Below are 16604 nucleotides of genomic sequence, written 5' to 3'. Positions count from 1 at the left end.
GGATGCAAGATGCCCCAATTCTTTTTGTCGCGCAGCCCGTTGGCGTGCGCCGTGTCCGCCAGCCTGTTGAGCCTGGCGCTCGTTTCCCTGCCTGCCGCCGCACAACCCGCCTCGCCCGGCGTCATCGCCATGACGGCCGACCAGCAGACCGCGCTTGGCGTGCGGCTTGCCACGGTGCAGGCCGCCGCGGCCGCGCAGATCGACCTGCCCGCCCGCGTGGCCGTGCCGCTGTCGCAGCAGGCTGTTGTCTCTGCTCCTGCCGCCGGAATGATCACCCGCCTGCTGGTCAACCCGGGCGATACGGTGAAAAGTGGCCAGCCGCTGGCCGAGCTCAGCAGCCCGCAAATTGCCCAGTTGCAGCGCGAGCGCAGCGAGGCGCAAAGCCGATACGACCTGGCGCAGCGCCAGTTGCAGCGCGACACCACGCTGGTGAACGAGGGCATCGTGCCCGGCGCCCGGCTCGAGGCGGCCCGCGCGCAAAGCCGCGAGGCGCAAGCCATGCTGGCCGAGCGCAATCTGGCGCTCAAGCTGGCCGCGGGCGGCGCTGCGCTCAACGGCGTGGCCATCTTGCGCGCCCCCATCGCCGGGGTCATCACCGAAACCACAGCCTTGCCAGGCCAGCGGGTCGATATGGCCGCGCCGCTGTTCCGCATTGCGCAGCAAGGCCAGTTGTGGCTGGAAATGGAAGCCAGCCCACAGCAGGCGAGCGGCATTCAGGTGGGCGCCGAAGTGGAGGTGCCCGCACTGCAGGCGCGAGGGGTGGTGCAGGCCAAGTCCACCGCGCTGAACGCGGGGCAGAGCGTGCTGATTCGCGTGCGCGTCACCCAATCCGGCGGTCTGCAAGCGGGCGCCGTGGTGCAGGCTCGCTTGAATCTGCCGACGCAAGCCGGGGTGTGGCGTGTGCCGCCCGCCGCGGTGGCGCAGATCAATGGCCGCGATGTCGTGCTCACTGTGACGAAACAGGGCTTTCGCATCGTGCCGGTTACCGTGGCCGGTCGTCTGAATGACGCGGTGATGGTCAGCGGCCCGCTGAAGGCTGGCGACAAGGTGGCAGCCACTGGCGTCGTGGCGATCAAGGCGGCCGCTGGCGAGGTGGCGCCATGAATTTGATGTTTCTCACGCATGGCGCGTTGCGCCAACGCCTGCTGACCCTCGGCGCGATGCTGGCGCTGGTGGCGGGCGGCATTTTTGCCTGGCGCGCGCTGCCCATCGACGCCTTTCCCGACGTGTCTTCGCCGCAGGTGAAAGTCATCATGAAAGTGCCGGGCATGACCCCGGAAGAGGTGGAGACGCGGGTTGTCCTGCCCATCGAGCAAGAGGTGCTGGGCATTGCCAACAAGCGCATCGTGCGTTCGGTGTCGAAGTACGGCATTGCCGACATCACGGTGGATTTCGTCGAGGGCACCGATGTGTATTGGGCGCGTCAACAGGTGGGAGAGGCGCTGGCGAATGTGCGCGGCGACCTGCCGGCTTCGGCGATGGGCGGGCTCGCCCCCATCACCACGCCTTTGTCCGACCTGTACATGTTCACTATCGAGGGACCGGCCAGCCTGGAAGAGAAGCGCAGCGCGCTGCAATGGCTCATCCGCCCGGTGCTGCGCACCGTGCCCGGCGTGGCCGATGTGAACATGCTCGGCGGCGATGTACGCGCCTTCGCGGTGCAGCCCGATCCGGCGCGGCTGGCGGCCTGGGGGCTGTCGCTCAATCAGTTGCGCACCGCGCTGCAGGTCAACAACAGCAATGACGGCGCCGGCCGCCTGGACGAAGGCGAAGAAACCCGCATCGTGCGGGTGCAGGGCGCATTCGCCAATGCCGACGACATTCGCAACACCGTCGTCGCCAATGTGCGCGGCACGCCGGTGCGCATCAGCGATGTGGCGCAGGTCAGTGTGGACAGCAGCACGCGCTACGGCATCGTCACCGCAAACGGCAAGGGCGAGGCGGTCGAGGGCATTGTGCTCGGCCTGCGCGGCGCCAATGCGCAGCAGGTGATCCACGGGGTGAAAGCACGCCTGGCCGAGCTGGAGCCACGTCTGCCCCAAGGCATGACCATCAAGGTGTTCTACGACCGCAGCCAGCTGGTCGAGCGCGCCGTGGGCACCGTGCTCGAAGCGCTGGGCGAGGCCGTAGTGCTGGTGATCGTCATGCTCCTGCTGTTCCTCGGCAACTGGCGCGCAGCTCTGGTCGTGGCCATCACCCTGCCGCTATCGGCCCTGGCGACCTTCATTCTCATGCGCTGGTTTGGACTGAGCGCCAACCTCATGAGTCTGGGCGGTCTGGCCATTGCGCTGGGCATGCTGGTCGATGCCGCCGTGGTGGTGGTGGAAAACCTGGTGAACCACTTGAGCCACGACCCTGAACACGCGCCGGATCACAACCCGGGCGGCGCCACCACCGACCGTCTGGGACGCATCCTGCGCGGGGTGTCGGAAGTGTCGGGGCCGGTGCTGTCGGGGGTGGCCATCATTGCCATCGTCTTCCTGCCGCTGCTCACCCTCGAAGGACTGGAGGGCAAGCTGTTCCGCCCAGTGGCGCTGACCATCGTGTTCGCGCTGGGCGCGTCGCTGCTCATTGCGCTGACCATCGTTCCGGTGATGGCCTCTTTGCTGCTCAAGACCGCGTCGCACACCGACCCCTGGCTGGTGCGCAAGCTCTCCGCCGGTTATCGGCGCGTGCTGGACTGGAGCTTCAATCACACCCGCATCGTCGTGACCGTGGCGCTGCTGTCGCTCGTGGCCGCCGGTTGGGCCTACACCCGGGTGGGCAAGACTTTCATGCCCACGCTCGATGAAGGCGATGTGATCGTGCAACTGCAAAAGCTGCCCTCGGTCAGCCTGGGCGCCACCGCCGCGCTCGATCTGCGGGTGCAGCAGGCGCTGCTCAAAGAGGTACCCGAGATCAAGTCCATCGTCGCCCGCAGCGGCTCGGACGATCTGGGCCTCGACCCCATGGGGCTGAACGAGACCGACACCTTCCTGGTGCTCAAACCCATGTCGCAGTGGCGCGGCAGCAAGGACGAGGTGATCGAGGCCATGCGCAAGGTGCTGGAACGCTTCCCCGGCGTGGACTTCGGCTTCACCCAGCCGATCGAGATGCGCGTGTCCGAAATGCTCACGGGTAGCCGCGGCGATCTGGTGGTGAAAATCTTCGGCCCCGACATCGCCCAGCTGGGCGATCTGTCGCAACAGGTGGCCGAAACGCTCAAAGCCGTGCCCGGCGCGCAGGAAGTGCTCGCCGCCCGACCGGAAGGCGTGCAATACCTCACCGTGCAAGTCGATCGTCTTGCCGCGGGCCGCGCCGGGTTCGATGTGGACAGCCTGCAGCAAGACCTGCGCGCCCTGGTCGAAGGCCAGCCGCAGGGCATGGTGCTCGAAGGCGTGCGCCGCACCCCGCTGCTGCTGCGCGGGGGCGCCGATCTGCGCAGCAATCCGCAGGCGTTTGCCCAGGTATCGATCACCGCGCCGGATGGCACCGCCTACCCGCTGTCGCAACTCGCCAAGCTCACCCCAACGCAAGGCCCGGTGCTGGTGGCGCATGAGGACGGCAGCCGCTTTGCTGCTGTGCAGGCCAATGTCAGCGGGCGCGATCTGGTGAGCTATGTGGCCGACGCCAAGCAGGCCGTGGCCACCAAGGTGAAGCTGCCAGAAGGCTTCCGGCTGGAGTGGGGCGGCCAGTTCGAGAACCAGCAGCGCGCCGCTGCCCGGCTCGGGCTGGTGGTGCCAGTGGCGCTGGCGCTGATTTTCGTGCTGCTGATGACCACCTTCGGCTCGGTACGGCAATCGGTGCTGGTGTTCGCCAACATTCCCTTCGCTCTCGTTGGCGGGGTGATTGCGCTGTGGGCCAGCGGGCAATACATGTCGGTGCCGGCCTCGGTGGGCTTCATCGCGTTGCTGGGCATTGCCGTGCTCAACGGCGTGGTGCTGGTCAGTCACTTCAACGAGCTGCTGCAGCGCGGGCTTCCGTTGGCGCAGGCTGTGCGCGATGGCGCCATGCGCCGACTGCGGCCGGTGATGATGACCGCCACCATCACCGCGTTCAGCCTCATCCCCCTGCTCTCGGCCACCGGGCCGGGCTCGGAAATCCAGAAGCCGCTGGCCATCGTGGTCATCGGCGGATTGATCACTTCCACCGCCCTGACCCTGGTGCTGCTACCCCTGATGTTTGCCCGCTTCGGTCTGCCGCGCATTGCGCGCGAGACCGAAGCCGCAACCCAAAAGACGGAGAACGTCTGATGAAACCGCTATCCAAACCCTTTACCCTGAGTGCATTGAGTGCCGCGCTTGCCCTTACGCTGACCGCGGCCCCCTCCTGGGGCGCCGAGAAGGCATGGGCCAAGTCGGCGGATGCGCCTTCGCTGCAAGCCGCCCTGCCCGCCTTGAGCGAACTGCCCAGCCCGACACTGCCGCAAATCGCCGCGGTTGACCAGATCCTGGCCGAAACACCCGCGCTGCAAGAGGCGCAAGCCCTGCAACAAGCCGCGGCACAAAACGGCGCCGTGCTGCGCGCCGGAACCAACGAGTTCACCGGTCAGGCGCAGGTGCAGCAACGCCGCATCGAGTCACTGCCCGACAGCGGGCGCTACAACGAATGGCAGTTGCTCATCAACCGCCAGTTGCGTCTGCCTTCGCAGGCGCAGGCCGATGGCCGCATGGCCGAAGCGTTGCAGACTTCGGCGCAGGCCGCACTGGTCGCGACGCGCCAGCAGTTTCTCGGTGCCTTGCTGACCGCCTGGTTCGCGGCCCAGCGCGCGCAGGCCGAGGCCGTGCTGGCGCAGCAGGATCTCGACTTGATCAATGCCCAGGTCAAGGCGCTGCAGCGTCGCCAGTCTCTGGGGGACGCCAGCGTGCTGGAGCTGGAGCAGATGCAGGCCGAACAGGCCCGGGCGCAATCGACCCTGCTGCTCGCGCAGGGCATGGCGGCCAGCAGCCGCGCCGCCTTGTTTGCGCGCTATCCGGCGCTGTCGCGCGGCGGCAGTCTGCAAGGTCAGAACGATCCCGGCGCGCTCGCACTGCCTACCCTTAACGCCGAGCAACTGAGCGCGCGGGCGGTGCAATCCAGCCCGTTGCTGATCCAACAGCGCGCCATGCTGCAAAAGGCGCAGGCGATGGCAGCGCAAGCCCACGCCGCGCGCACGCCGCAACCGACGGTGGGCGCCTACATCGGGTCGGACCGCGGGGGCAGCGAGCGCATCGTCGGCCTGCAGTTCGCGATGCCGTTTGGCGGCTCGGCGCGCGTGTCGCAAGAGCGGGCCGCGCTGGCAGAAGCGGATGCCGCGCAGTGGCGTCTGCGCGATCTGCAAGCGCAGGCCGAAGCGGACTTCCAGCGGCTTTACGCCGATGCACAGGCGCAGGGGGCTGCGGCCAAAGCCACCGAACAGGCCGCGCAGGTGCAGACCCAGGCCAGCAACCGCATGTTGCGCGCCTATCAGTTGGGCGAAGCCGGTCTTTCGGACTGGCTGCTCGCCCGTCGCAGCGCGCTGGAGTCCACCAAGCTGGTACTGCAATCGCGTTTCGACGCGGCGACCTCCAGCGCTCAACTCAAGCTGCAAACCGGCTTGCTTTACGAACTGACGCCGTAGGCAATGCATTTGCCCCTAACCGCCCGCCGCCGAACCTGCGAGGACAGAGCCCCCCTGATGGGCCGTCTAGGTTCAATACACCGGCCAGTCGCGCATGGAAAACAGGCGCTGGTGCTCGCGGATGGCGTAGCGGTCGGTCATGCCGGCCAGATAGTCGGCGATGGCGCGGGGCTGGCGGGCAGCGTCCTCCCGCTGATAGGCGCGCGGCAGCAAGCGCGTATCGGCGTGATAGGCCTCAAATAATTCGGAGAGCAATCGCTGCGCCTTGGTGGTGTTGCGCAGCACGTCGGGGTGTCGGTAGAGGCGATGCAGCAGAAGCTGCTGGAGCTGCTGCAACTGCTCTTGCACCGGCGCGCTGAAGGCCGCCAGTGGCGGCGCGGCGCGCACGGCGTCGGGCGAATCGACGCCTGACTGACGGATGCGCTGCGCCGTTTCGGCCACCAGGTCGGCAATGAGCGCCGAGATCATGCGGCGGATGGTTTCGGCCACCCGCCGCCGCCCCTGCACGGCCGGGTAGGCGCGTTGCACGGCGTCGAGGTGCCCGGCGAAGAACGGCACCGTCTGCAACTCCTCCAGGTCGATCAGGCCCGCGCGCAGGCCGTCGTCGATGTCGTGATTGTTGTAGGCGATGGCGTCGGCCAGGTTGGTGATCTGCGCTTCCAGACTGGGTTGGCCGCCCTGCAGAAAGCGCGCGCCGATTTCGCCCAGATGTTCGGCGTTGCGCCGCGAGCAATGTTTGAGCACGCCCTCGCGGGTTTCGAAGCTGAGGTTCAGGCCGTTGAAGGCGGCGTAGCGCTCTTCCAGTGTGGTGACCACGCGCAGCGATTGCAGGTTGTGCTCAAAACCGCCGCCCTGGGGGGCATGTTTTCGCATGCAGGCGCCCAGCGCATCCTGTCCGGCATGGCCGAAAGGCGTGTGTCCCAGATCGTGCGCCAGGGCCAGCGCCTCGGTGAGATCTTCGTTCAAGCGCAGCGCCCGGGCGAGCGCGCGGGCGATTTGCGCGACTTCCAGGCTGTGCGTCAGGCGGGTGCGGAACAGATCGCCCTCGTGATTGAGAAACACCTGGGTTTTATATTCCAGCCGCCGAAAGGCCGAGCTGTGGATGATGCGGTCGCGGTCGCGCTGGTAGCCAGTGCGATCCAGCGGCGGCGGTTCGGCATGTTCACGCCCGCGAGAGGTGGCCTCAACACAGGCGTAAGCGGCAAGCGTCATGCCGAGGGCACGGCTTGGGGCTGCGACGGCTGCAGATGCGCGGCTATGCTGGCCTGCGCTTCCGTCATGGGCGCGGCGCGCAGCACCGGGCGCCCCAGCCCGTTGAGCAGCACAAAACGCACTTCGCCGCCCTCGGTCTTCTTGTCCACCTGCATCCACTCGGCCCAGCGCTCGGCGCCCAGGTCGGGGGCGCGCACGGGCAGTCCGGCGCGGGCGATCAGCCGCGCCAGCCGCTCGGCATCCGCAGGGGCGAGCAGACCCAGACGCACCGACAGATCGGCCGCCAGCACCATGCCCGCGCCCACCGCTTCGCCGTGCAGCCAGTTGCCATAGCCCATACCGGCCTCGATGGCGTGACCGAAGGTGTGGCCGAAATTGAGAATGGCGCGCAGCCCGGTCTCGGTTTCGTCCTGCGCCACCACCTTCGCCTTGATGCGGCAGCAGCGCGCCACGGCCTCGGCCAGGGCGGCGGCGTCCTGCGCCCTGAGCGCGTCGATATGCGCTTCGAGCCAGGCGAGGAAATCGACATCGGCAATCGCCGCGTGCTTGATGACCTCCGCCAAACCGGCCGAGAGTTCGCGCGGCGGCAGGGTGTGCAAGGTGGACAGATCGGCCACCACCAGCCGGGGTTGATAGAACGCCCCGATCATGTTCTTGCCCAGCGGATGGTTGATCGCGGTCTTCCCGCCCACCGAAGAATCCACCTGCGCCAGCAGCGTGGTGGGCACCTGCACGAAAGGCACGCCCCGCATATAACTGGCCGCGGCAAAGCCCGTCATATCACCAATCACCCCGCCGCCCAGCGCGAACAGCGTGGTCTTGCGGTCGCACTGGTGGCGCAGCAGATCGGTGAAGATCTGGTTGAGCGTCTCCCAAGTTTTGTATTCCTCGCCATCGGGCAGAGTGCAGCGCAGCACCCGCGCAAAATGCAGTTGCAGACTTTGCTCCAGCCGCGCCGCATAAAGCGGGGCCACCGTGGTGTTGGTCACAATCAGCGCCGTGCCCTTGGGCGAGGCAACCGCAGCGAAAGTGTCGGGCGCACCCAGCAAGCCGCTGCCGATGCGAATGTCATACGCGCGGGTGTCGAGCGCGATGCGAACCGTGGTCATGTGAGCATCCTGTTCTGAAGCAGGACCCGATTGTAGAAAGCCGCGTCAAGGCCGCATCGAAGTGCGGCCCGGCGCCAAGGAATCTCCCTGCCGGGCCAGCATCCTCGCGCCCGTGCGCTCAATCTCGCCGATCTGCCGCCGACAATACACCGGCGAGTTCAAGCTGCATCTGCACCATATTGGTCAGCAGGGCCGGAGAAGGCCGCCCCGTGTCCATCACGAAATGCGCCGTCTCCCGATACAGAGGATCGCGCACACGAAACAATTCATGCAGCTTGGCCCGCGCATCGCCTTGTTGCAGCAAAGGCCGATTGCGGTCGTTGCGCAAGCGATGCGCAAGATCGTCCGGGCTGGCGCGCAGATAGACCACCGTACCCCGTTCGTGCAGCGCCTTGCGGTTTTCCGGCCGCAGCACCGCACCGCCCCCGGTAGCGAGAACGATGCCCTCAAGCTGCGTCAGCGCGTCAATAGCGCGCGCCTCGATGTCGCGAAACCCCGCCTCACCCAGCCGAGAAAAAAGGGCCGCAATCGTGCAGCCTTGCTCGCGCTCGATCTCATGGTCGCTGTCGATGAACCGAAGGCCGACGCGTTGCGCGAGCGTACGGCCGACGGTGGTTTTTCCGGCGCCCATGAGGCCAATCAAATAAATACTTTTAATAAAATACCTTTTGATAACGGTAGAGAATTTTTGATCGGCAAAAATCAGTGCGTTAGATCCGCAGAGGTCACAATTTTTGGAGTCAGAAAAACCATCAATTCATTTTTGTTATACATTTTACTATTATTCTTGAATAGATTTCCCAGGACCGGAATATCCCCCAGCAGCGGCACTTTATCCGTTTGATTCTGCTCTTGCGAAGTATATATACCACCCAGCACCACGGTACCGCCGTTTTCTACCTGGACCTGGGTAGCCACGGTATTGGTATTGATGGAGGGCACACCTGCCGTTGAGGCACCAGGGCTGTCTTTGTGAATCTCCACGTTCATAATTACATTCCCGTCCGGCGTAATTTGCGGAGTGACATCCAAGCTCAAAACTGCCTTCTTGAAAGTCACTGCGGTCGCGCCGCTGGAAGTGGCCTGCTGATAAGGAATTTCAGTCCCCTGTTCAATGGTGGCCTTGCTCAAATCGGCTGTGATGACGCGCGGTGAAGAAATGATTTTGCCTTTGCCATCCGCTTCCATGGCCGAAAGCTCAAGGTTGATGAAACGGTTGGCCGCTGCGTTGAAAAGGCTGATGCCTAACGAACTTGGCGTTGCGCCCGCCAACAAACTACCAGCTAAACCAAACGCGGGAAGATTGACAAACTGAGAGTCTGTTACCGTTGCTCCGGTTGCATTATTTTGACCAGTCTGCTGGGAGACACCGAGATAATCACCCGAAACAGAGACTCCAGGTGTATTGCCTCCCGTACCCGGAAGATTGTTATTCAGAAAACCCAGCTTCACCCCAAGGCTGCGTCCAAACTGGTCGCTGGCTTCCACAATCCGCGCTTCGATCATCACCTGACGCACGGGTTTGTCGATCTTGGCGATGAGTTGGGCGACTTCTTCGAGCTTGGAGGGAATGTCGGTGACGAAAATCTGGTTGGTGCGGGGGTCAGCCAGCACGGTACCGCGCGGGGAGAGGATGCGCGAGGTGGGCGCTGCGGAACTGGACAGGCCGGGCAACAGTACCGGAGAAGGCGTTGCCGTCGTGCCAGACTGCGCGCCCCCAGCGGCGCCCGTCAGCATGGCGACCACGGTAGCGGCTTTCTGGTAGTTGAGCTGGAAGGTCTCTGACTTCACCGGCTCCAGGGCGCTGAGCGATTTTTTCGCCTCGAGATCGGCCTTTTCACGGGCGAGGATTTCGTCTCGCGGTGCGATCCACAGCACATTGCCTTCCTTGCGTTCGCCCAAGCCCTTGGCGCGGAGGATGACTTGCAGCGCCTGATCCCAAGGCACGTCTTTCAGTCGCAGGGTGAGGTTGCCGGTGACGGAATCACTGACCACCACGTTCAGGTGCGTGAAGTCGGCGAACACTTGCAGCAGCGAGCGCACGTCGATGTTCTGGAAATTGAGAGAGAGCTTTTGGCCGTGGAAGCCGGGGCCGTTGCCTTGCACCAAGGCATTCGGGTTGGGCTGGGTGCGACGCAATTCGACGACGAACTGGTCGTCAGCCTGGTAGGCGCTTTGCTCGTAGTCGCCATTGGGCTGAATGACCATGCGCACGTTGTCGCCCATCTGGAAGGTCGTGATGGAGGTGACAGGGGTGGCGAAGTCGGTGACGTCGAGACGACGGCGCAGGTCGGCGGGCAGCGAGGTTTTGAGGAAATCGACGACGATATTCTGGCCCTGTTGGTGAATGTCCACGCCCACCTGATTGTTGGGCAAGTTGACGATCACGCGGCCCGCGCCGTCGGTGCTGCGCTTGAAGTTGATGGCCCGAAGCGCAACTTGATGGGTGTTGAGGTTGTCGGCGAAGTGCACGGTCTGGGCTTGCGGAGCCCCCGTGGCGGCAGAAGTCGCGGCCGCTTGTTCATGCGTGGTATTGAGCAGCACGAGCAGGCGATTGCCTTCCAACTGGGTTTTATAGGTGGCAGACTGGCGCAGGTTGAGCACCATGCGGGTGCGGCCCTGGGCCTGCACCACGTTGACCGAACGCAGATTGCCCTGCTCGAAGTTGACGGTCTGACGATCGAGCGCCGAATCAACGCCGGGAAAATCGAGCACGATGCGAGCCGGCTGGTCGATCACGAAGCCATTGGGCGCGGCGCTCAGAGGCTGCGCCAGATTGACCTGCACCACGGTTTCCGTGCCCTGCCGACTGGCGGTGACGTTCTGGATCGCGTTGCTGGCGGCGTAAGCCGGAACGGCCCCAAGCCCCAATACGACCGCAACGGTCAACAGTGCAGCCCCCAGAAATCCGTTAAAAAGCGGCCGTTTGAAAGGCGTCTTCATTGTGTGCTCTCCTGCAATTGAAGGGTTGCCGGGTGCTCGACCCAATCGCCTGTGGCGTCTTGCACCAGTTCCCTCAAATCGACTTCGCTATCAGTGATTTTGATGATCTTTCCGAAGTGCTGGCCGGCATACTCGCCGACATGCGCCCGGTACAACAGGTTGCCCGCCTTGAGCAGGGCGTATTGCTGCCCTTTGATCTTCACACTGCCCACCATTTGAATCTGGTCGAGTGAATACGCCTCAAGCGGCTGCTTGGGACGGGCCAGCTCGGCCTGCAGCAGCGGATTGAGTTGCTGCACCTCCTGCCGCACGCCCACTTCGAGTTTGGTCGTGGAGAACGGATCGGTGCCGATCGTCGGGTCGTAAACGGCAGGAATGAAAGGCTTGGGCGGCTCGATGGGCTTGATGCGCGGGTGCATGCTGGCGCGCTGTTGCGCCATCCACTCGCGCAGATCTTCATGCTGCTGCCCGCAGCCCGACAGGAGTACCGCTGACAACAGGGCCGCAGAAATCAGCGGCAGACGAAAGCGCCGAAAGTGCTGATATGGGCTAACGCGGTGCAAACTCATTTCGCCCCTCCCGGTTTTTTCGCCTGCTTGGCCTGGGCGGCGATTTCATCGGCGTCCAGATAGCGGAAGGTCTTGGCCGTGGCGTCCATGACCATCGGGGCGCCGGTCTTGCCCGTATTGGCCGTCAGGCTAATGTTGTTGAGGGTCACGATGCGCGAGAGCTTGGCGATATCGGTGGCGAAGCCCGCCAGATCGGTATAGCCGCCGTCGAGCTTGATCGAAATCGGCAGTTCGGCGTAGTAGGGTTTCACATCCACCTGACCCGGTTTGAACAGCTGGAATTGCAAGCCGCGACCAATGCCCGCCTGGTTGATGTCGGAGAGCAGGGCGTCCATTTCGGCCTTGCTCGGCAGCTGTTTTTCCAGCAGGGCCACGTATTGCTGCACCTGGGCTTTCTGCGCCTTGAGCAAATCGAGGCTGACGGCCTGTTCGAGTTTGTTCTTGTATTCCTGACGCAGGGTGACTTCCTGCTGCTGGGCCGAGGTGAGTTCGTCACGCGTGCCCGACAGCCAGGCATACCAGCCCAACCCCAGGGTCAGCAAAAAGGCAGCGACATAAACGGTGTTGCGCGGCCAGGCCGGCCAAGCGCCCGGATCGTTGGGATTGAGCCCGCGGAACTGTGCCGAAATGTCCTGAAACGCACCGTTCAGGTCGATTTTTGAGAGTTTGGAGGTCGCCATCAGTGTCGCCTCACGAAGGATTCTTGGCCATTGGCGCCGGACCTGAAGTGGCACCCGAGGAGGCGCCCGCCGGCGTGGGCCGCTTGAGAGTGGCGCGCAACTGGAACTGCGCCACGACGCGCGCCGCATTGCCCGCCGCAGCGGGAGCAATCTGCGAGCGGATCTCGATCAGTTCAGGCTTTTCGAGCCAACCATCGGGGCGGCTCAGATTGCGCAGAAAGTCGGCCACGCGCTCCTGGCTGAGCGCGACGCCCTGAATGAGCACAGTCGCCCCGTCCTGGCGAATTTGCGAGAGCTGAACCCCGGTCGGCGTGTCTTTGGTCAGATCGTCGAACAGGTGCACCGGCAGGTTGCGGTCGGCCTGCAGACCCTCAACCGCATCTTGACGCGCCCGCAGCGCTTCGATCTCGGCCTTGAGCGAGGCGATGTCCTTGATCTGGCTGTCGAGTTTGGCGTTTTCCGCCTTCAGGAAGTCGTTGCGGCTTTGTTGCTGGGTGATCATTTCACTCAGCACGGTATAGCCGAGCGCCAGCACCAGCCCGCCCAGCACAATGGAGGCAAAAACTCCCGCATAGAAGGCCTCGCGCCGTTTTTTGCGCTTGGCATCCCGGTGGGGGAGCAGATTGATCAACACGATATTCATGACAGATCCCGTTGCTGCGTCATTGCAGGAAACGCCGCATCGCCAAGCCGCAGCAGGTCAGATAGGACGGCGCCTGACTGCGCAGCTTCTTTTCGCGCACGGATTCGGCAACCGCCATGCCCTCGAACGGGTTGATGACCATGCAGGCCACCGAGGCCGTTGCGGTAATTTTTTCCGCCAGACCGGGCAAGGCCGACGAGCCGCCGGCCAGCAGGATGTAGTCGACCCGGCCAAACGGCGTGGCGCGATAGAAGAACTGCAGCGCCCGCGCGATTTCCTGCGTGAGACTGTCCATATAGGGCGCCAGCACCTGCGTGGCGTAGTCGTCCGGCAGGTCGGCGGCGCGTTTCTTGGCCTCGGCCTCCTCGAGCGAAAAACCATAGGTGCGGGCGATCATCTGGGTGAGCTGGGCACCACCGAAGGCCTGATCGCGGTCGTAGAGGGTTTCACCGTTGCGCAGAATCTGCAGACTGGTGGAACTTGCACCCACCTCGAACAGCGCCACGAGCAAGTCGAGCCCGGCGCGGGGCAGACGCTCAATCAGACGTTGAGCGGCCAGACGCGAGGCGAAGGCTTCGATATCCATCACCACGGGCTTGAGACCGGCCGCCTCGGCAATACCGCGGCGATCATCCACCTTTTCGCGCCGTGAGGCGGCGATCAGCACCTCCTGGTCGCCAGGAGAGGTGCTGCTGGGGCCGAGGACGCTGAAATCAAGCGCCACCTCATCGATAGCGAACGGAATGTACTGGTTGGCTTCGCTTTCGACCTGCACTTCGATTTCTTCTTCGCGCAACTCGCCCGGAAGAACAATCTTTTTAGTGATGACGGCCGACGGCGGCAGGGCCATGGCGACTTGCTTGGCCTTGGTGCCGCTCTTGCGGACGACCTTGCGCACGGCCTCGACCACATCGTCGAGCTTCTCGATGTTGCCATCGACCACGGAACCCTTTTCGAGAGGCTCCATGGCGGCGCGCAGCAAGGTGTACTGGCCGCGGTCATCCATATCGAGCTCAACGAGCTTGACGCTGGAACTGCTGATATCCAGCCCGATCATTGGCGCATAGCGCTTGCGAAACAGACTGCCAAATGTGGCCACTGAAGACCCCCCGATTGATTTGCAACATTGTGCGCAAGCTCGTAGGCCAGCTTTTGGTGCACCGAAATGCGTGCCAGCCCCTGTTGGTGCGTCAACCTGCACCCCGGTTTGTTTGCGCTACGAACTCAGATTTTTTCTTCGATCCTACCAACAAGTCCTTGATGTACTAACGTGTAAACCCCGGCCCATCCGAAAAACGTTGCAAAACTCCCACGACGGCTAGGCGGTGAGCATTTGTGATTTCTTACGGCACAACGGCGGGGATTTTTATAATTTGCAACAAAATTTTCTTTCCGCCCTCTCCAAGCGTTTGCTCGTGGGTCGTGCGGCTGCCTCCTTCTCCACTGCGCGCAAGCCGCGTAAGCCTCCTGCGGAACTTCGCGTCCGCCCGCCTCGATGAGTTCTTCCTCTACCGCTTCGCCCTCTCCGACGCCGCGCCCGCGCGCTCGCTCTCCCTGGTGGCTGCGCGCCCTGATCGGCCTGGTGGTCACGGTCGTGGGGCTGCTGATCGCGGCCGCGCTGGTTGTGGGGCTGGTGCTGGCGCTCAGCTGGCCGCGACTGCCTGACATCTCGGAATTGCAGAACTATCAACCCCAGTTGCCGCTGCGGGTGTATTCGGCGGACAACGCGCTGCTGGGCGAGTTTGGCGAGGAGCGCCGGGTGTTCATGCCCATTGGACAGATTCCCGATCTAATGAAAAAAGCGGTGCTAGCCACCGAAGACGACCGCTTCTATCAGCACGGCGGCATCGATTGGCCCGGGGTGGCTCGTGCGCTGCTGGCGAATCTGGAGCGCTCGCGCAGTCAGGGCGCCTCGACCATCACCATGCAGGTGGCGCGCAATTTTTATCTGTCGCGCGACAAGACCTTCACCCGCAAGTTGTTCGAGGTGCTGTTGGCGCTGAAGATCGAGCAACAGATGAGCAAGGACCAGATTCTGCAGCTTTACATGAATCAGATTTTCCTCGGCCGCAAGGCCTACGGTTTTGCTGCGGCCGCGCAGGCTTATTTCGCCAAACCGCTCGACCAGCTCTCCCTGGCGCAGATGGCGATGCTGGCAGGTCTGCCCAAAGCGCCCTCGGCTTACAACCCCATCAGCAACCCGCAGCGGGCGCGGCAGCGCCAGTTGCATGTGATCGCGCGCTTGCAGCAACTGCGCTGGATCACCCCGACGCAGGCGCAACAGGCCCGGGACGAGCCGCTGGCGCTGCGCACCGCGCAGACGGAGGACAATGTGCATGCGGGCTACATCACGGAGACGGTGCGTCAGATGGTGTTCGACCGCTACCACGAAGCCGCCTACACGCGAGGATTAAATGTTTACACGACCATACGCTTGCGCGATCAACTGGCGGCCTGGCGCTCGGTGCAGAGCGGCGTACTGTCTTACGAGTTGCGCCAGCCGTATCGCGGACCTGACGCCTTCATCGATCTACCAGGTGCGGTGGACGCGATTCCCGGTGCGATCGAACAGGCCTGCGCCGACCGAGTCGCAGCCGACGACATGGTGTGCAGCGTGGTGCTCAGCGCAAAGCCCGCCGAAGTGAAAGTGATGACCGAGGCGGGACAGATCGTGACCGTCTCAGGCGCGGGGTTGCGACAGGTGCGCGCACTCGGGCTGTCGGACAAGGCGCAGCCCGCCATCAAGCTGCGCGCCGGGGCGGTGGTGTGGCTGGCGGAGGATGGGCCAGGGCAATGGGTCATCACCCAACTGCCGCAGGTGCAGTCGGCCTTCGTGTCGATGAACCCGAATAATGGCGCCATCGTTTCGATGGTGGGCGGCCTGGACTTCGCGCGCAACAAGTTCAATCACGCCACCCAGGCCTGGCGCCAACCGGGATCGAGTTTCAAGCCCTTCATCTACTCGGCCGCGCTGGAAAAAGGCATCACCCCGCTCACCGTGGTCAACGACGCGCCGATATTTTTCTCCGCGGCGCAGACAGGCGGCGAATCGTGGGAGCCGAAAAATTATGACGGCAAATACGAGGGGCCGATCAGCCTGCGGCGTGCCGTGGCACAGTCGAAGAATATGGTGGCCATCCGCGTGCTCGACCACATCGGCCCGAAGTTCGCGCAAACCTGGAGCACCCGTTTTGGCTTCGAGGCCAGCCGCCAGCCGCCTTACCTCACCTTGGCGCTGGGCGCGGGCACGGTCACGCCCTTGCAGATGGCGCGTGCGTACAGCGTGTTTGCCAACGGCGGCTATCTGCTCAAACCTTTTTTGATCAGCAAGATCACCGATTCCCAAGGGCAGGTGCTGTTTCAGGATCGGCCGCAGCAAGCGGGCGATGAAAAACTGCGGGTGATTTCGCCGCGCAACGCCTATGTCATGGACAGTCTGCTGCAGGAGGTCACGCGCTCGGGCACCGCGGCGCGGGCACAGGCGACGCTCAAGCGCCCCGACCTTTACGGCAAGACGGGCACGACCAACGACTTTCTCGACGCCTGGTTCTGCGGCTTCCAGCCCAGCTTGGTGGGCGTGGCCTGGGTAGGCTACGACACGCCGAAGAAACTGGGCAACAAGGAAACCGGCGGTGCGCTGGCCCTGCCGATCTGGATTCGCTACATGCAGACGGCTTTGCAGAACGTGCCGGTTGCCAGCTATGCGCAACCGCCGGGCATCGTGGTGGAAAACGGCGAGCCCGTGTACAGCAACTTCGCCAATGGCGGCGGGGTTGCCAGCCTCGGACTGGACGCGCCCCTGCCGCCTCCCGAGGTCACGCGGCAAGAGCGCGACTCCATCCTCGATCTGTTCAAAGGTAATTGATCGCT

Annotated in this window: 12 protein-coding genes; 4 read left to right on the top strand and 8 right to left on the bottom strand. The window is 63.8% G+C overall.

Annotation, left to right across the window (positions count from 1 at the left end):
- Positions 1-9: 9 nt before the first annotated feature.
- From B3H47_RS11260 to B3H47_RS11250, 3 genes are read left to right on the top strand one after another with little or no spacing between them, the layout of a single operon-like run.
- Complete coding sequence (locus tag B3H47_RS11260) at positions 10-1104, top strand: efflux RND transporter periplasmic adaptor subunit (protein WP_286987059.1); 1095 nt, start codon at positions 10-12, stop codon at positions 1102-1104.
- On the top strand, positions 1101-4232 hold the full coding sequence (locus tag B3H47_RS11255) for an efflux RND transporter permease subunit (protein ID WP_286987058.1): 3132 nt from the start codon (positions 1101-1103) through the stop codon (positions 4230-4232). Before B3H47_RS11260 ends, B3H47_RS11255 begins: the two co-directional genes overlap by 4 nt.
- Complete coding sequence (locus B3H47_RS11250; protein WP_276706251.1) at positions 4232-5578, top strand: TolC family protein; 1347 nt, start codon at positions 4232-4234, stop codon at positions 5576-5578. Before B3H47_RS11255 ends, B3H47_RS11250 begins: the two co-directional genes overlap by 1 nt.
- A 72-nt stretch (positions 5579-5650) precedes the next feature.
- On the opposite strand, the gene B3H47_RS11245 is transcribed toward B3H47_RS11250, so the two are convergent.
- From B3H47_RS11245 to B3H47_RS11210, 8 genes are all read right to left on the bottom strand, one after another.
- Entirely contained in the window at positions 5651-6790 is a 1140-nt protein-coding gene (locus B3H47_RS11245; protein WP_276706253.1) for a deoxyguanosinetriphosphate triphosphohydrolase, read from the bottom strand.
- Positions 6787-7899 (bottom strand): 3-dehydroquinate synthase, encoded by a 1113-nt coding sequence (gene aroB / locus B3H47_RS11240; RefSeq protein WP_276706254.1) that lies wholly within the window; start codon positions 7897-7899, stop codon positions 6787-6789. The genes B3H47_RS11245 and aroB overlap by 4 nt, the downstream gene beginning before the upstream one ends.
- Positions 7900-8017: 118 nt before the next feature.
- Positions 8018-8530, bottom strand: a complete 513-nt coding sequence (locus tag B3H47_RS11235; protein WP_414718240.1) for a shikimate kinase — start codon at positions 8528-8530, stop codon at positions 8018-8020.
- A 71-nt stretch (positions 8531-8601) separates the two neighbouring features.
- Complete coding sequence (gene pilQ, locus B3H47_RS11230; RefSeq protein WP_276706256.1) at positions 8602-10842, bottom strand: type IV pilus secretin PilQ; 2241 nt, start codon at positions 10840-10842, stop codon at positions 8602-8604.
- Positions 10839-11411, bottom strand: coding sequence for a pilus assembly protein PilP (locus tag B3H47_RS11225; RefSeq protein ID WP_276706257.1), 573 nt, complete (start codon positions 11409-11411; stop codon positions 10839-10841). Before B3H47_RS11225 ends, pilQ begins: the two co-directional genes overlap by 4 nt.
- Positions 11408-12091, bottom strand: coding sequence for a type 4a pilus biogenesis protein PilO (locus B3H47_RS11220; protein ID WP_013104915.1), 684 nt, complete (start codon positions 12089-12091; stop codon positions 11408-11410). Before B3H47_RS11220 ends, B3H47_RS11225 begins: the two co-directional genes overlap by 4 nt.
- A 10-nt stretch (positions 12092-12101) precedes the next feature.
- Positions 12102-12734 carry a PilN domain-containing protein gene (locus tag B3H47_RS11215; RefSeq protein ID WP_276706263.1) on the bottom strand — a complete coding sequence of 211 codons (633 nt, stop codon included), beginning with the start codon at positions 12732-12734 and terminating at the stop codon, positions 12102-12104.
- 19 nt (positions 12735-12753) lie between these two features.
- Entirely contained in the window at positions 12754-13833 is a 1080-nt protein-coding gene (locus B3H47_RS11210; RefSeq protein WP_013104913.1) for a pilus assembly protein PilM, read from the bottom strand.
- Between the two features lie 396 nt (positions 13834-14229).
- On the opposite strand from B3H47_RS11210, the gene B3H47_RS11205 reads away from it, so the two are divergent.
- A complete protein-coding gene (locus B3H47_RS11205) occupies positions 14230-16599 on the top strand; it encodes a penicillin-binding protein 1A (protein WP_276706265.1) in 2370 nt (789 codons plus the stop codon).
- The last annotated feature ends 5 nt before the right edge of the window (positions 16600-16604 follow it).

The sequence above is a fragment of the Thiomonas sp. UBA7699 genome (assembly GCF_002482605.1).
GTDB classification, from domain to species: domain Bacteria; phylum Pseudomonadota; class Gammaproteobacteria; order Burkholderiales; family Burkholderiaceae_C; genus Thiomonas; species Thiomonas arsenitoxydans.
Note: the sequence above shows the minus strand (reverse complement) of the source record. Positions and strands in the feature narration are given on the sequence as shown.

What these genes read in the sequence shown, in the direction of transcription:
- B3H47_RS11260 (WP_286987059.1), top strand. Translation starts at nt 10, where the DNA reads ATGCCCCAATTCTTTTTGTCGCGCAGCCCGTTGGCGTGCGCCGTGTCC.
- B3H47_RS11255 (WP_286987058.1), top strand. Translation starts at nt 1,101, where the DNA reads ATGAATTTGATGTTTCTCACGCATGGCGCGTTGCGCCAACGCCTGCTG.
- B3H47_RS11250 (WP_276706251.1), top strand. Translation starts at nt 4,232, where the DNA reads ATGAAACCGCTATCCAAACCCTTTACCCTGAGTGCATTGAGTGCCGCG.
- B3H47_RS11245 (WP_276706253.1), bottom strand. Translation starts at nt 6,790, where the DNA reads ATGACGCTTGCCGCTTACGCCTGTGTTGAGGCCACCTCTCGCGGGCGT.
- aroB (WP_276706254.1), bottom strand. Translation starts at nt 7,899, where the DNA reads ATGACCACGGTTCGCATCGCGCTCGACACCCGCGCGTATGACATTCGC.
- B3H47_RS11235 (WP_414718240.1), bottom strand. Translation starts at nt 8,530, where the DNA reads ATGGGCGCCGGAAAAACCACCGTCGGCCGTACGCTCGCGCAACGCGTC.
- pilQ (WP_276706256.1), bottom strand. Translation starts at nt 10,842, where the DNA reads ATGAAGACGCCTTTCAAACGGCCGCTTTTTAACGGATTTCTGGGGGCT.
- B3H47_RS11225 (WP_276706257.1), bottom strand. Translation starts at nt 11,411, where the DNA reads ATGAGTTTGCACCGCGTTAGCCCATATCAGCACTTTCGGCGCTTTCGT.
- B3H47_RS11220 (WP_013104915.1), bottom strand. Translation starts at nt 12,091, where the DNA reads ATGGCGACCTCCAAACTCTCAAAAATCGACCTGAACGGTGCGTTTCAG.
- B3H47_RS11215 (WP_276706263.1), bottom strand. Translation starts at nt 12,734, where the DNA reads ATGAATATCGTGTTGATCAATCTGCTCCCCCACCGGGATGCCAAGCGC.
- B3H47_RS11205 (WP_276706265.1), top strand. Translation starts at nt 14,230, where the DNA reads ATGAGTTCTTCCTCTACCGCTTCGCCCTCTCCGACGCCGCGCCCGCGC.